Below are 15,159 nucleotides of genomic sequence, written 5' to 3'. Positions count from 1 at the left end.
CAGCCCGATCGGCCACACCTTGCCGGCGCCCGACGAGGAGGCCATGGCCGCCCTTGCCGCCAGTACCGGAGGCAGGCTGGCCTGGCTTGATTCCGGCCTGCCGCGCTTTGCCCCCCTGCCCATGGGCCAGGCCCTGACGCAGGGGCAATCCCGGGATCTCGGCCCCTGGCTGCTCATCCCCTTGCTCCCCCTGGCGCTGCTGGCGCGGATCGGCGCCCACTGGCTGCTGGTGATCCTCGTCATTGGCGTCGCGCCCCCTTCCCTGCAGGCGGCCTCCCGACAAGATGAAGCAGGCTGGCAGGCTTATCGCCAGGGACACTATCGGGAAGCGGCCAACGCCTTCCAGGATCCGGTCTGGCAAGGCAACGCCTGCTATAGAGCCGGGGATTACGCCAGGGCCGTCGCCGCCTATGGCAGGGCAAACAGCGCCACCGCCCACTACAACAGGGGCAATGCCCTGGTCTGGCTCGGGGATCTTGCCGCCGCGGAGCAGGCCTATCTGAGCGCCCTTCGCCTTGAACCTGGGCACAGGGATGCCTTGCACAACCTGGCCCTGCTACGGGCCAACCCGCCGCAGACAACGCCCTCAGCAAATGCCCCGGAGCAGGCCGACACTCCCGACCCCGCCCGCGCCTCAGAGGCTCCCCGCCCCCCGGCGCCCCCCGTGCTGCTGCTGGAGCAGCGCCTTCGCAAGGAGGCCCTGCGCCGCCCCCTGATCAAGGTGGAGGAGCCCTGGTGATCCTCGTGCTGCGCTTACTCTCCCCCCGGATCGGCTGCTGGCTGCTGCTCGCCCTGTGCGCCATGCGGGTGCAGGCCGTCCCTGTCGAGGCCGAGCTGTTGCCGGGGGCGAGCGAGCGCGACTGGCTGCTCATCATCGAGGCCGACGGGATGTACCGCGATGAGGATCTCAACCTGCAACCGCTGCTGCGCCAGTTTGCGGTCGGGCGGGTCAGCATCCAGCGGGTCAGTGCCCAGAGCCGCAGCCTGACCCGCTGGCAGATCCCCCTGCACCTGCTCGATACAAGCCCGCGCCAGGTGCCCTCCCTGCCCCTTGGCGCCGATCTCACCCCCTCCCTGGCGGTGCCGACACGTTCCCTGGACGGCACCCTGATGCCGGCACAAGACCCGGTATTCTCTCCGGTCGAGCTGCAGGCCCGGGCGCTCCATGAGGGGAATCTCTACCCCGGCCAGCCCTTCATCTATGAGCTGACCCTCTGGCTGCCCGCCAACCTGGAGGCCCCCAACCTCGGCGAGCCCATCACCCCGGCCTTTACCATTCGCCGCCTTGGCGAGGACCGCTGGGACTCTCCTGCCAGCCCCGGCCTGCCCGGGCGTCTCACGAGAAAATGGCTGCTGCAGGCCAAAGGACCCGGACTCCATCCCGTCGAATCCCCCCGCTTCCAGGGGCGGTTGCCGCACCAGGACCAGGCCGGTGCGACCGCGCCGGGCAACGCGGGGGATCTGCTGTCCGCCAGGGCGGCGACCCTCTTCATCAAGGTGGACAAGGCCCCCCTGGAGCCGGTGGCGAGCAGCCTGGTGTTGCGCCAGCAGTTCAGCCCGGCGCAGGCCAGGGTGGGTGAGCCGGTGATCCGCATCCTCACCTTGGTGATGGAAGGGGGGGATGGCAACCGCCTGCCCCCCTTGCCGGCCCCGCCCCTGCCCGCCGGCCTCTCCATGAAGCCGGACGGCGAGCAGCAACAGGAGCGATTCGTGGCCGAGGGGGCGCTTCGCTTCGAGCGCCAGTGGCGCCAGGCCCTGACCGCCGACGAGGCGGGGCGCTATGTGCTGCCCCCCCAGACCCTGCGCTGGTTCAACACCCAGAGCGGCCGCATCGAGGAGGCGCGCCTGCCCGCACATTCTCTGGTGTTCACGGCAAGGGAGAGCGCCACTCCCGCCTCCCCCGCACCAGGGGTCCAGTATCTCTATTGGGTGCTCCTGGCCATCCTGCTGCGGGCATTCATGCGCCGCTGGCCGCGCTGGCGCGCCTTCTATCGCCTGCAACGGGCCCTCGCCACGGGATCTCCTGACGAGGCCAGGGAAACCCTGCTGACCTGGGCCGTCCTGCGCTGGGACACCCCCTGTCTGCATCTGGCCAGGCTGCCCTGTCACCGCGACCCCGCCATGGGGGCGCTGCTGGACGGCCTGGATCGGGCCTGTTTTTCCCCCAAACGAGTCCCTGGCGAACACCTGCCCAGGCAGGCGCTCGCCAGGGAGTTGTGCACCTGGGAGAGCTTTGCGATAGCCTATGGTCTTCGAATACTGGCGTGGATGCGTGCATGATGCGCCCCTCATGAAACAGGACACCCCTTTATGGCGTTAGGTTTTTTCAGAAGAAAAAGGGCCGACACGGGAAAGGATCCCTGCGCGTCTCCGGTCTATGGGGAGATGGCAGACAAACAAACCAAGTACGAAGCCCTGGTGCACGCCCTGCACGGGGACATCTACCGCTACGCCTACTGGCTGTGCCGGGATCCGCAAATCGCCGAGGATCTGGTGCAGGAGACTTTCCTGCGCGCCTGGAAGGCGATAGATACCCTGCTGGACGACAAGGCTGCCAAGGCGTGGCTCATCACCATATTGCGGCGGGAGAATGCCCGCCGCTTTGAGCGAAAGCAGTTCGATCTCGTCGACCTCGACGAGCACCCCCTGCGGGATCAGGGTGTCCTGCCAAGCGAGCAGGAGATGGAGCACGAATGGCTCAGGCGCCACATCGCCCGCCTGCCTGCCGAGTATCAGGAGCCGCTGCTGCTGCAGGTACTGGGGGGATTCAGCGGGGAGGAGATCGCCGAGCAACTCGGCCTGAACAAGAACACCGTCATGACAAGGCTGTTTCGCGCCCGCAACCAGATAAAAGAGGCCATGGAGTCTGCGAAACAACAGAGAGGACACACCAATGGATGAGCTTGAATTTCGCCGCCGGGCCATCACTCACCCCTCGGACAGGGATCCCGCCTTCTTGAAAGCCGCCGAGGCGTCACCGGCCAATCGCAAGCATCTGGACGAGATGCAGCAGCTCGAGCGCCAGGTGCGCAGCACTCTGGAAGTGGACGTACCGGCCGGTCTTGCGGAGCGGATCCTGCTCAGACAGGCGATGGCAGCCGAAGAGGAGCAGGTGGTCTCGCTACCCGCCACTCCTGCACGCACGCAATGGCGCGCTCTGGCCATCGCAGCCTCGGTCGCCTTCCTGCTCGGCATGAGCACCCGCTGGATCAGCTGGCCTGTGGCACCGGACACCCTGTCGCTGGCTCAGGTCGCCATGTCCCACGTTTATGGGGAAGAGCCCTTCATTCATGCGGTGGATGAGCGGGTCAGCCTGCACACCATCAACGCAAAAATGGAGAAATATGGTGCCACCCTGAGCGAGATGCCGGGCATGAAGGTAACCTATGTCAACCACTGCGCCTTCTACCAGGGACCGGCCCTGCACATGGTGCTCCAGGGCAAGATGGGACCGGTCACCCTGTTCCTCGTCCCCAAGCATCTGCCACTGACGATCCAGTCCGATTTTGCAGACGGGACCCTCAAGGGGGAGATACTGCCGCTCAAGGGGGCCAACATGGTGCTCATCGGAGACATGCAGGAGCCCCTCGCCCCGGTTGCCCGCCAGCTTGAGTCACGCCTGCACTGGTCCATTTAACAGACCTTGACCCAGGCTGACTCGTCCTCCGCCTCAGCCACATCACAGGCAGACATCCTCATTGTCTGCCTGTTCATCCCCACATCCCCGCATGTTCCCGCCCATTGCCCGCGCGAAGTCACATTTTTACTATTTATTTTAAATGACGCAAACGGCACCATTTGTGCTTTATTTATCCAATAATAGATAAATCAGCCTAATAAAACGGCAAGTTAAAACAAATGATTAACACAATGGAAACTTTTATGTATTCTGCTGTCACTGGTCTGATTTCTTACCTCCTACCAGATCCATAGAATCACGCCAGCAATGAATGGGAAGAAGCTGACATAACAACAGATCATGTCGTCAATAGCCGCCAAAGAGCCGCGATGTCGACAGAAAATCTGCTTACAAAGAGAGAACACTATGACAACTGCCTTTTTCAAGAAAAGCCTGATCGCTGCGGCCGTGACCCTGGCCAGCACCCAGACCTTCGCCGCCGCGTTCCAGCTGAACGAGCACTCGGCCTCCGGTCTGGGTCGCGCCTACGCAGGTGAAGCAGCCATCGCCGACAACGCGGCCGTGCTGTCCCGTAACCCGGCGGCCATGACCACCTTCGACAAGATGGCACTGTCTGTATCCGGCACCTATATCAAGCCCGACGTGGATGTGGCTGGCGACATCTATGCCGGCCCCACCAAGCTGGCTCCGTCCAGCGAGAGCGACATCGCCCCCGATGCCTTCGTGCCGGCCACCTACTTCATCCAGCCCCTGAATGATCAGTGGGCCTGGGGGATCGGCCTCTTCTCCAACTACGGCCTCTCCACCGAATATTCCAAGACCTTCGCGGCCGGTGCCGGCGCCGGTGACACCGAGCTGCTGACCTTCAACATCAACCCCAACATCGCCTATCGCATCAACTCCAGCTTCAGCGTCGGTGCCGGCATCAATGCCGTCTACGCCGCCGCCGAGCTGAACCGTTATGCCGGTGCGCTTTCCGCCGCCATTCCGGGCGCCAACTCCGATACCCGTCTGGCTCACCTGAAGGGCGACACCTGGGGCTTTGGCTGGAACGTCGGCACCCTGTACGAGATCAACGAAAACAACCGTCTCGCCCTGACCTACCGCTCCCAGGTGGACTTGAGCTTTGACGGCGACTTCCAGGGCGCCACCTCCGGCAACCGCGTCGTCGATGGCAACCTGAAGCTGGATCTGCCGGCCCAGGCCGAGTTCGCAGGCTACCACCGCCTGAACCAGCAATTCGCTGTCCACTACTCCGTGAACTGGACCGACTGGAGCGCCTTCCAGGAGCTCAAGGCCACCAGCAGCAACTGCGCCGGCGGCGTGTGCCTGCAAAAAGACGAGAAGTTCAAGGACTCTGCCCGTTACGCCCTGGGCGGTACCTGGTACGTCAACCCGTCCTGGGAAGCCCGTATCGGCTTCGCCTACGACAACAGCCCCATCGAGCCGGAATACCGCAGCCTGAGCATTCCTGACTCCGACCGTATCTGGTACAGCGCCGGTGCCACCTACCACATCAATCCGGACATGAGCCTCGACTTCGGCATGGCCTATCTGGACGGCAAGGAAGTGGACGTGAACGAAGGCCTGCGCAACCACAGCGATGCGCTGCGCTGGAAGGGCACCTCCCACGGCAACGCCCTGCTGGCTTCCGCCCAGTTCAACATGAAATTCTGATTTTCATGTCATCATCGAGAGCGCCCCAGGGCGCTCTTTTTTTATCCAATTTCGTTATCTGAGCGCACAGCTGTAGTAAACAACTGTACTCTTTTCTTTTTTTATCAATCTGTTATGGGTATTTCTTTCAGCATTTAATCCCGTTTTGCCCCACGTTCCCCTCTCCCCGTTGCCTTGCTGGTCATACCATATAAAATCCCGGCCCCAACCGAATAACAGAATGAACACCCAGTTCATCCCGAGGAAAGACCATGCATCCGACGTTCAAACCCTCCCTTATAGCCCTCTTGCTGCTGTCGAGCCAGGTGCAGGCTGCCGGCTTCCAGCTCGCGGAGCAATCCGCCACCGGCATGGGGCGTGCCTTCGCGGGTGAGGCCGCCATCGCCGACAATGCCAGCGTGCTCTCCCGCAATGCCGCCGCCATGACCCGGTTCGATACCCTGGCCTTCTCCGGCGGCGTTATCCACGTGCACCCCGACGTCAACATAGAGGGCACCACCCGGGTGCCTACCACTCAGGGGCCGGTCAGTCTGGATGCCGGAGCCCACGACATTGCGGGTGACGCCTGGGTGCCCAACGCCTATCTCATCGTGCCCCTCAGCGAGCAATGGCGCCTCGGGCTTGCCGCCACCTCCTATTACGGACTCGGGGTCAAGATGCCGGACAACTACAACGCCGGTCACTTCGGCAACGTCTCCGACATCAAGACAGTGGATCTGGGGGCCTCCCTGGCCTATCGCATCAACCGCGTCTGGTCCGTCGGGGCCGGTCTCTCCGCCATTCAGGGGGAAGGGGAAGTGGGTGGCACCTTCCCCTCCAACAACCAGATAGCCAAGCACCTGAAAGGGGATGGCTGGGCCATGGGCTGGAACCTGGGCACCCTGCTTGAGTTGTCGCAGGCAACCCGCATCGGTCTCTCCTATCGCCACGACGTAACCCTGACCCTCTCCGGTGACGCCATCGGCATCGATCAAAGGGGCCAGCCCTTCACCGATACTGGCAGCCTGGATCTGCCCTTGCCCGCCACCGCCGAGCTGGCTCTGTTCCATCAACTCACCCCGGCCCTGGCGCTGCATTCGAGCATCAACTGGACCAACTGGAGCAAATTCGTGCAGCTCGAATCCGAGCTCGACCACCACGGCACCATGCACATCAAGGAGGAGCACTGGGAAGACAGTTGGCGCTATGCCCTGGGGATGACCTACCAGCTGGCCCCCCAGTGGCAATTGCGCTCCGGTATCGCCTACGACCGCAGCCCGGTCCCGGCGGATCGCCGCACCATCTCCATCCCCGACTCGGATCGGGTCTGGTACAGCGCCGGCGTGGGCTATCAGATTGACCGCCACCTCTCGCTGGATCTGGGGCTGACCCTGATCGACGGCAAGAAGGTGGACGTGAGCGAAACTATGCAGCTCAGGCCGGGCATCCCCCAGACCACCTCCACTTTCAATGGCACCTCGGAAGGGGATGCCTGGCTCGCCGGCCTGCAGCTCAACTACCTGTTCTGACACCCCGGGTTTCCTGACAAATAGTATGCCAGTTGTTGACCTTCCCGACCGGTCGGCACTGGCATAGTGATCCGCTTCACCATAGAATCAAGCCTGTAACCATGGTGGAGAGATGCATGTATTCCTATGTAGCAAGGCAGCCCATTCTGGATCGGGAGTTGAACACCCAAGCCTATGAGCTGCTGTTTCGCGACAGCCTGGACAATGTATTTCCCTCCGTCTCCGCACAGCAGGCCACTTCCAGGCTGGTTGCCGAGCAGTTCTTGCAGCAGAACATCGATCAGCTCATCGGGGATCACCCCTGCTACATCAATTTCCCCCACTCCCTGTTGCTGGACGGATTGGCCGAGTGCCTCCCCCGTGACAAGGTGGTGATCGAGATCCTGGAGGATGCCGAGCCCGACGATGCGCTGCTGGAGAAAGTGATCCAGCTCTATGGGCTGGGCTATCGGTTGGCGCTGGATGACTTCACCATGGTCTCAGACTGGGACAGGTTCCTCCCCTACATCCATATCATCAAGTTCGACCTGCGCAGCACGCCGCAACCCTGCATCGAGCACTTCATGGCGAATCATCGCCACCTGCCCCTCACCTATCTGGCCGAGAAAGTCGAGGATCAGGCCGAGTTCGAGCGGATGAAGCAGCTCGGCGTCACCCTGTTCCAGGGATTTTTCTTCAGCCGCCCTCAGATGGTGCAACAGCCCACCATACCACCGGCCCAGCTGGTGGTGATGCAACTGCTCGAGGTGGTCAATCAGACCGAACCGGATCTGGACAAGATTGAGCAACTGCTCAATCAGGATCTCACCCTCTCTCTCAAGCTGCTGCGCTACATCAACCACCTCAAGCGCTTCCCACAACCCATCGCCTCGTTTCGCCAGGCCGCAAGTTCCCTGGGGCACGCCCAGCTCAAGCGCTTCGTCGCCCTGATCGCCGCCACCAGTGCGGGGAGTGAAAAGAGTGCCGAACTCCACCAGATGTCCCTCATCAGAGCCCGGTTCTGCGAACTGCTGGCCCAGACCCATGCGCCCGCAGAGCAGGCACAGCAAGCCTTTGTCACCGGCCTCTTCTCCCTGCTGGACGTGCTCATGGGAGAACCGCTGGATCAGCTGCTCGGCTCCATTCCCCTGACCGACGACATTCGTGCCGCCCTGCTCACCCGCAAGGGCAAGCTCGGGTTCTACCTGGCGTTCTGTGAAGATTTCGAGAAAGCCGACTGGCAGCGGGTCGCCGCCAACACCGTCCGGCTCGGCCTCAACGAAGAGAAAGTCAGCCACCTCTATCTGAGCGCCACCGCCTGGGTCAACCAGCAGCTTCAGGCCATGGAAGAGCAACCGGTCCACTCCCGCCAGACATGACAACGTCCCTCTTGAAGGGACGTTGTCATGTCATCAACCCGCAGCAATCTCACCCACGCATTCAGCCTGCCTCGATGGCGATGGCCGTTGCCTCCCCTCCCCCGATGCACAGGCTCGCCACCCCTCGTCTGAGCCCGCGGGCACGCAGGGCATGGATCAGGGTCACCAGGATGCGGGCGCCACTGGCGCCAAGAGGGTGCCCCAGCGCACAGGCCCCGCCGTTCACGTTCAACTTGTGATGGGGGATGCCGCACCCTGCCATGGCCAGCATGCTCACCATGGCGAATGCCTCGTTGACCTCGAACAGGTCCACCTCCTCCACCGACCAGCCCACCCGTGCCAGCAACTTGTCGATGGCGCCGACGGGGGCACTGGTAAACTCCGCCGGCAAGGCCGCGTGACTCTGGTAACCCACTACCCTGGCCAGCACCGGCAATCCGAGCCGGGCAGCGGTCTCGCCCCGCATCAGCACCAGAGCTGCCGCCCCGTCCGAGATGGAACTTGCATTGGCCGCCGTGATGGTGCCCGTCTTGCTGAAGGCCGGTTTCAGGGTCGGTATCTTGTCGGGCCTGGCCTTCCCCGGTTGCTCGTCGTCCGCCAGCAGCAGGGTGTCCCCGGCCATCACGGGCGCCAGCTCGGCCCCGAAGGCACCGCTGCGCTGCGCCGTCAGCGCCCGCTCCAGGGAGGCGATGGCAAAGGCATCCATGTCGGCCCGGGTCAGTCCGCTGCGATCGGCACTCAACTGGGCGTAATGACCCATCAGATGGCCTTCGTAGGCATCCTGCAAGCCGTCCAGGAACATGTGATCGAGCACGCTCTGATGCCCCATGCGAAAACCGCTGCGCGCCTTGTCCAGCAGATAGGGGGCGCGGCTCATGCTCTCCATACCCCCCGCCACCACGACCTCGGCCTCCCCCAGGCGCAGGCTGTCCGCCGCCAGCATCACCGCCTTCATGCCGGAGCCGCACACCTTGTTGATGGTGGTGCAGGGCACGCTGTCCGGCAGCCCCCCCTTGAGCGCCGCCTGGCGGGCTGGCGCCTGGCCGACCCCTGCGCTCAGCACGTTGCCCATATAGACCTCATTGACCTGCTCCCCCGTCATCCCGGCCTGCGCCAGCGCGGCGCGGATGGCGCAGGCGCCAAGCTCGGGGGCACCGAGCCCGCTCAAGGCCCCCTGGAAGGCCCCCATGGGGGTACGTTTGGCCGCCACAATCACGATATCCATCGATAGCACTCTCCTTGTTACATCGGGATAACATATGCCGTGGCCGCGACGGGAACAAGACTTGCGGGGAAGTTGACGTTTGGGTAAGGTGCCAGCCTGCATTGACAACCAGATGGCAGCCAAGACAGCCCCATGACCAAATCCAGGGACGACACCCGCACCTTCAGCATCAGCGAGCTGGCTCGCGAGTTTGATGTGACCACCCGCAGCATCCGCTTCTACGAGGATCAGGGCCTGCTCAACCCGACCCGCCAGGGACAGCACAGGATCTACAGCCGTCAGGACAGGGTGCGGCTCAAGCTGACCCTGCGTGGCAAGCGTCTGGGCTTCAGCCTCGCAGAGATCCGGGAGCTGTTCGATCTCTACGATGCGGACAAGAGCAGCCGCTCCCAGTTGCAGACCATGCTGGGGCTGGTGGCCGACAAGCGGGAGACCCTGCAGCAGCAGCTGGAAGATATCCAGATGGTCCTGTTGGAGCTGGAGGCGGCCGAGCAGCGCTGCCGCCAGGCCCTGGCACACCTCTCCCCCTGAGTCACGCAGACGGGCGAGGCAAGCGGGGAACACCGCCAGCAAATAGACACAAATGAAAGAGGGAGGCTTGAAGCCTCCCTCTTGTCATGCACGGTGGACGACCCGATATCAGGCCTCCTTGCTCCAGCGGTTCGGATCGTAATCCGGGCTGTAGCGATCGACGATGATGGCGCAGGCCGCATCACCGGTGATGTTGAGCGCGGTCCGGATCATGTCGAACAGACGATCCAGCGCGAACAGCAGCGGCAGACCCTCGATGGGGATCCCGGCCGCCAGCAGCACGGCCACCACCAGGAAGCTCGGGCCAGGCACACCGGCCTGACCGATGGCACCGAGGGTGGAGGTGACGATGATCGCCGCCCAGGCACCCATGGAGAGATCGATGTTGTAGACCTGGGCGAAGAAGATGGCGACCAGGCCGTAATAGATGGCGTTGCCGCTCATGTTGATGGTGGCGCCCAGCGGCAGCACGAAGGAAGCGGTGGCGTTGGTCACCTTCAGATCGCGCTCGCAGGTCTCCATGTTAACCGGCAGGGTCGCCATGGAAGAGGCGGTGGAGAAGGCCACGATCTGCGGTTTCTTCATCGCGGAGAAGTACTTGCGTACCGGCGTGTTGGAGAAGAACGCGATCAGCAGCGGATAGACCACGAAGCCGAAGATGAGGATGGCGGCGACATAGACGACGAACAGCTTGAGCACCAGGGTCAGCACGTCGAAGCCGTAGGTGCCGATGGCGTCGGCCATCAGGCCGAAGACGCCGATGGGGGCGATCAGCATCACCTTGTTGATCATCCAGACGAAGGCGTCCACCAGGGTGTTGAGCCCATCCACCAGCGGCTTGGCGCGCTCGCGGGGCTGCTTGGCCAGGGCGATGCCGAGGAACATGCAGAACACCAGGATCTGCAGGATGTTGGCCTCGTTCAAGGCGCTGAACACGTTGGTCGGGATCATGCCGAGCAGGGTGGCCACTGCATCGGGCAGTGCCCCCTTGTCGGCGTAGTCGCCGGAGAACATGGCCGCGGTGGCGCCAAAGTCAACACCCACACCGGGTTTGAACACCTGACCCATCACCAACGCCAGGAACACCGCCAGTGCGGAGGTGACGAGGAAGAAGGCGAGCGTGGTGACGCCAATCTTGCCAGCAGCGGGGCTGGCCCCCAGGTTGGCGGCCCCGGACAGGATGGCCACCGCTACCAGCGGGATCACCAGCATCTTGATCAGCTGGATAAACAGGGTGCCGAGCGGCGCAAACACCGTGGCTTGCTCTCCCATGAGCGCCCCGACCAGCGCGCCCAGCACCATGGCCACCACTACCTGGAAGCCGATGTTTTTGATTAATCCTTTTGTTAACACAGAATGTTCCTTTATTTAGCAATTACTCACACTTTTACAGCGTAAATGACCACCCAGAGCGTCAAATCCTCTCCATTGCTCTGGCGGTGCGCTTTATCTCATATTTGCGCCCCGTTTTACATCAGAATCCGTTAACGAAATGCATTGATAACTTTATGAGAAAGTAAAGCCTCAAAAGAGACACGGCTGTTTTTGCTCCTTTTACCATGACAACATCCAAAACAGTGTGCTACGTTGGCTCTGCAAACGTGCATACAGGGAAGAAAAGATGCTGAAAGTTAACGAGTATTTTGACGGAAATGTTAAATCCATCGGTTTCGAGCAAAAAGGCGAGAAAGCTACCGTTGGTGTGATGGAAGCGGGCGAGTACCTGTTCAATACCGCCGCCCCGGAGCGCATGACGGTGATCAAGGGCGCCCTCACCATCCAGTTGGCCGACGAAGATGAGTGGCACACCTACCAGCAGGGGGAATCCTTCGACGTGGCCGGTCACTCCTCCTTCAAGCTGGAAGTGAAGATCGCCTCCGCCTATCTGTGCGAGTTCCTCGACTGATGTATCACGGGCGCCATGGGATGCCGAGCGGCTCCCCCATGGCGCGTCTATCCCGCGCCCATTTCCCTACCGCCATCACACCCCGCCATTTCCCCCCTTTTCAACGACTACAAAAAATTTACAATGTTTAGACGAAATCCATAATTGGAGTACGTCATGATCAGTGTCTTCGACATGTTTTCCATCGGGATAGGCCCCTCCTCCTCCCATACCGTGGGACCGATGCGGGCCGCCTGCGCCTTCATCCAGACCCTCAAAGCGAACGCACTCCTCTCCCGTACCGGACGCGTTGTCGTCGAGTGCTACGGCTCACTGGGCCAGACCGGCAAGGGGCACGGCACCGGCAAGGCCATCATCCTGGGATTGGCCGGATTTGAACCCGAATCCGTGGACATCGAGGCCATTCCCGCCTTCCTCGCCCAGGTAGAGCAGACCCAGACCCTCTGCCTGGGCGGCGAGCAACCCAGCGAATTTCCTCGCATCGGCGCCATCCTCTTCAACCGGCGCAAAACCCTTCCCGCCCACTCCAACGGCATGACATTGCGCGCCTATGAGGGTGACACCCTTGTGTTCGAGCAGACCTACTACTCCATCGGGGGCGGTTTCATCATCGAGGAGAGTCACTTCGCCAACGCCCGGGAAGAGGCGGCCCGCTTCGATGCCGCCCACCCCATCCCCTATCCCTTCGAGAGCGGCGCCGAACTGCTGGCCCAGTGCCAGGAGAGCGGCCTCTCCATCTCGGGGCTGATGTTGGCCAACGAGAAGGTGTTTCGCTCGGAAGCGGAGATCAAGGCCGGGCTTCGCAAGATCTGGCAGGCGATGCAGGGGTGTGTGGAGCGTGGCTGCAAGAGCGAGGGGGTGCTGCCAGGCGGCCTCAAGGTCAAGCGTCGGGCTCCCGCCCTCTATCGCCAGCTCTGTGGCGAAACCAATTTCAACAAGGATCCGCTGATGGTGATGGAGTGGGTGGACCTCTTTGCGCTGGCCGTCAACGAGGAGAACGCCGCCGGAGGCCGCGTGGTGACGGCGCCGACCAACGGCGCCGCCGGCATCATCCCCGCCGTGTTGCACTATTACGATCGCTTCGTGCGCAAGGTGGATGACGAGCTGCTGATGCAGTACTTCCTCACTGCCGCCGCCATCGGCATCCTCTACAAGAAGAATGCCTCCCTCTCGGGGGCCGAGGTCGGCTGTCAGGGCGAGGTCGGCGTGGCCTGCTCCATGGCCGCTGGTGCCCTGGCCGAGCTGCTGGGTGCCAGCCCCGCCATCGTCGAGAACGCCGCCGAGATCGGCATGGAGCACAATCTCGGGCTGACCTGCGATCCCGTCGGTGGCCTGGTGCAGGTGCCCTGCATCGAGCGCAACGCCATGGGCGCAGTCAAGGCGATCAATGCCGCCCGCCTCGCCCTGCGCGGCACCGGCGAGCACAAGGTGTCGCTGGACAAGGTGATCAGAACCATGTGGGAAACCGGCAACGACATGAAGACCAAGTACAAGGAGACCGCCCGGGGCGGCCTTGCCGTCAACATCACCGAGTGTTAAGCCTCTGTGATAAAGCCGCATATGGCACTCGAATACCCGGCATCGCCGGGTATTTTTTTGCAAAACGTTTGTCTGGCGCTTAACAAAATGGATAACCATCAAAATAAATTTTATACTCGCGCCACGAATTCAACAAAAATAGATCTGTTTCAACTTTTTTTAGGCATTGAACCGTTACACTGTGGTTATCCGGTTCCCTGGCCTTTGTGACGACAGACCCGTCCCATGGATCCCTTTTCTGCGAGTGGGCATGGCGCCCCCTTCTACCCTGAGGTAATTGTTACATGATCAGCGTTTTTGATATCTTCAAAATCGGTGTTGGCCCCTCCTCTTCCCACACTGTCGGCCCCATGAAGGCAGCCAAACAGTTCGTGGATGAACTGCGTGCTGGCGGCAAGATCCGTGACATCACCCGGATCCAGGTCGATGTCTATGGCTCACTCTCCTGGACCGGCAAAGGCCACCACACGGATACCGCCATCATCATGGGTCTGGCGGGCAACCTGCCGGAGAACGTCGACATCGACGCCATCCCCGAATTCATCTCCCGCGTGGAGCAGACCGGTCGTCTGCCCATCGGCCTGCACTGCCACACCGTCAGCTTCCCCAAGGGCGCCATGATCTTCCATGACGAGGCCCTGCCCCTGCACGAAAACGGCATGAGGCTGACCGCCTTCATCGAAGATGACGCCGTCTACAGCAAGACCTACTACTCCATCGGCGGTGGCTTCATCGTCGACGAAGAGAACTTTGGCAAGGGTGACAGCGGCGACATGTCCGTCAGCTATCCCTTCAAGAGTGCCGCCGAGCTCATCGCCCACTGCAGCCAGAGTGGTCTCTCCATCTCCGCCCTGATGATGGAAAACGAGAAGTGCTTCAACACCCCGGAAGAGATCTACAAGAAGCTCGGCAAGATCTGGACCACCATGCGGGAAGGGATCGAGCGCGGCTGCCGCACCGAGGGCGTCCTCTCCGGCCCGCTGCGCGTACCGCGCCGCGCCGCCCCGCTCTACCGCCAGCTGACCACCAACGAGAACCTCTCCAATGATCCCATGAACATCGTGGACTGGGTCAACATGTTCGCCCTGGCGGTGAGTGAAGAGAACGCCGCCGGTGGCCGCGTCGTCACCGCACCGACCAACGGCGCCGCCGGCATCATCCCCGCCGTGCTGGCCTACTACGACAAGTTCATCCAGCCGGTGGGCCGCGACGAGTACACCCGCTTCTATCTGGCCGCTGCCGCCGTCGGCATGCTCTACAAGATGAACGCGTCCATCTCCGGCGCCGAAGTGGGCTGCCAGGGTGAAGTGGGCGTCTCCTGCTCCATGGCCGCCGCCGGCCTGACCGAGCTGATGGGCGGCAGCCCCGAGCATGTCTGTGAAGCCGCCGAGATCGGCATGGAACACAACCTGGGTCTGACCTGCGACCCGGTGGCCGGCCAGGTACAGGTGCCCTGCATCGAGCGCAATGCCATCGCCGCCATGAAGGCGGTCAACGCCTCCCGCATGGCCCTGCGTCGCACCTCCAAGCCGCGTGTGTCGCTGGACAAGGTGATCGAGACCATGTACATCACCGGCAAGGACATGGACTCCAAGTACCGCGAGACCTCCCGCGGTGGCCTGGCCATCAAGGTGATGCAGGTTGCATGCGACTAACGCCGAGTCGCGATGACATGAAAAAAGCGGGATATATTCCCGCTTTTTTTTTTAGTCGCGATTTAAAGGGCAGCGTTCGTGGATAAAGGGAGGCCGACAAGGGATAAAAAGAGACGGGCA

13 protein-coding genes are annotated in these 15,159 nt (G+C 62.2%); 11 read left to right on the top strand and 2 right to left on the bottom strand.

Annotated features, from left to right (window positions below; translation table 11 throughout):
* From AACR77_RS22315 to AACR77_RS22285, 7 genes are all read left to right on the top strand, one after another.
* On the top strand, window positions 1-739 hold a 739-nt coding region (locus tag AACR77_RS22315; RefSeq protein ID WP_042878941.1), incomplete at its 5' end, for a tetratricopeptide repeat protein.
* A 5-nt stretch (window positions 740-744) separates the two neighbouring features.
* Complete coding sequence (locus AACR77_RS22310; protein ID WP_042878940.1) at window positions 745-2,280, top strand: BatD family protein; 1,536 nt, start codon at window positions 745-747, stop codon at window positions 2,278-2,280.
* Window positions 2,281-2,310: 30 nt separating this feature from the next.
* A complete protein-coding gene (locus tag AACR77_RS22305; RefSeq protein WP_080769901.1) occupies window positions 2,311-2,901 on the top strand; it encodes a sigma-70 family RNA polymerase sigma factor in 591 nt (196 codons plus the stop codon).
* Window positions 2,894-3,637: a DUF3379 domain-containing protein gene (locus tag AACR77_RS22300; protein WP_042878935.1), complete on the top strand. Its 744-nt coding sequence runs from the start codon at window positions 2,894-2,896 to the stop codon at window positions 3,635-3,637. The genes AACR77_RS22305 and AACR77_RS22300 overlap by 8 nt, the downstream gene beginning before the upstream one ends.
* Before the next feature lie 408 nt (window positions 3,638-4,045).
* The gene (locus AACR77_RS22295; RefSeq protein WP_039039109.1) at window positions 4,046-5,317 is read left to right on the top strand and encodes an outer membrane protein transport protein; all 1,272 of its coding nucleotides are present in this window, start codon (window positions 4,046-4,048) and stop codon (window positions 5,315-5,317) included.
* 251 nt (window positions 5,318-5,568) lie between these two features.
* On the top strand, window positions 5,569-6,825 hold the full coding sequence (locus tag AACR77_RS22290) for an outer membrane protein transport protein (RefSeq protein ID WP_042878933.1): 1,257 nt from the start codon (window positions 5,569-5,571) through the stop codon (window positions 6,823-6,825).
* 116 nt (window positions 6,826-6,941) lie between these two features.
* The gene (locus AACR77_RS22285; protein WP_042878931.1) at window positions 6,942-8,183 is read left to right on the top strand and encodes an EAL and HDOD domain-containing protein; all 1,242 of its coding nucleotides are present in this window, start codon (window positions 6,942-6,944) and stop codon (window positions 8,181-8,183) included.
* Between the two features lie 61 nt (window positions 8,184-8,244).
* On the opposite strand, the gene AACR77_RS22280 is transcribed toward AACR77_RS22285, so the two are convergent.
* Complete coding sequence (locus AACR77_RS22280; RefSeq protein ID WP_042878929.1) at window positions 8,245-9,408, bottom strand: thiolase family protein; 1,164 nt, start codon at window positions 9,406-9,408, stop codon at window positions 8,245-8,247.
* A gap of 132 nt (window positions 9,409-9,540) precedes the next feature.
* Here AACR77_RS22280 and AACR77_RS22275 point away from each other — a divergent pair, with 132 nt between their 5' ends.
* Window positions 9,541-9,939 carry a MerR family transcriptional regulator gene (locus AACR77_RS22275; RefSeq protein WP_010674655.1) on the top strand — a complete coding sequence of 133 codons (399 nt, stop codon included), beginning with the start codon at window positions 9,541-9,543 and terminating at the stop codon, window positions 9,937-9,939.
* A 108-nt stretch (window positions 9,940-10,047) separates the two neighbouring features.
* Here the strand turns inward: AACR77_RS22275 and AACR77_RS22270 are convergent, their stop codons facing one another.
* A complete protein-coding gene (locus AACR77_RS22270) occupies window positions 10,048-11,292 on the bottom strand; it encodes a dicarboxylate/amino acid:cation symporter (RefSeq protein WP_039039105.1) in 1,245 nt (414 codons plus the stop codon).
* Window positions 11,293-11,560: 268 nt separating this feature from the next.
* Here AACR77_RS22270 and ppnP point away from each other — a divergent pair, with 268 nt between their 5' ends.
* From ppnP to AACR77_RS22255, 3 genes are all read left to right on the top strand, one after another.
* Window positions 11,561-11,845 (top strand): pyrimidine/purine nucleoside phosphorylase, encoded by a 285-nt coding sequence (gene ppnP / locus AACR77_RS22265; protein ID WP_010674653.1) that lies wholly within the window; start codon window positions 11,561-11,563, stop codon window positions 11,843-11,845.
* Window positions 11,846-12,001: 156 nt separating this feature from the next.
* Window positions 12,002-13,384, top strand: coding sequence for an L-serine ammonia-lyase (locus tag AACR77_RS22260; protein WP_010674652.1), 1,383 nt, complete (start codon window positions 12,002-12,004; stop codon window positions 13,382-13,384).
* Between the two features lie 284 nt (window positions 13,385-13,668).
* Window positions 13,669-15,039 carry an L-serine ammonia-lyase gene (locus AACR77_RS22255; RefSeq protein WP_039039104.1) on the top strand — a complete coding sequence of 457 codons (1,371 nt, stop codon included), beginning with the start codon at window positions 13,669-13,671 and terminating at the stop codon, window positions 15,037-15,039.
* Window positions 15,040-15,159 lie beyond the last annotated feature (120 nt).

The sequence above is a fragment of the Aeromonas sp. ZOR0002 genome (genome assembly GCF_963866995.1).
In the GTDB taxonomy this organism is placed as follows: Bacteria; Pseudomonadota; Gammaproteobacteria; order Enterobacterales; family Aeromonadaceae; genus Aeromonas; species Aeromonas caviae.
The sequence above is the reverse complement of the archived record's forward strand: the minus strand, read 5'-3'. Positions and strand labels throughout refer to the sequence as shown.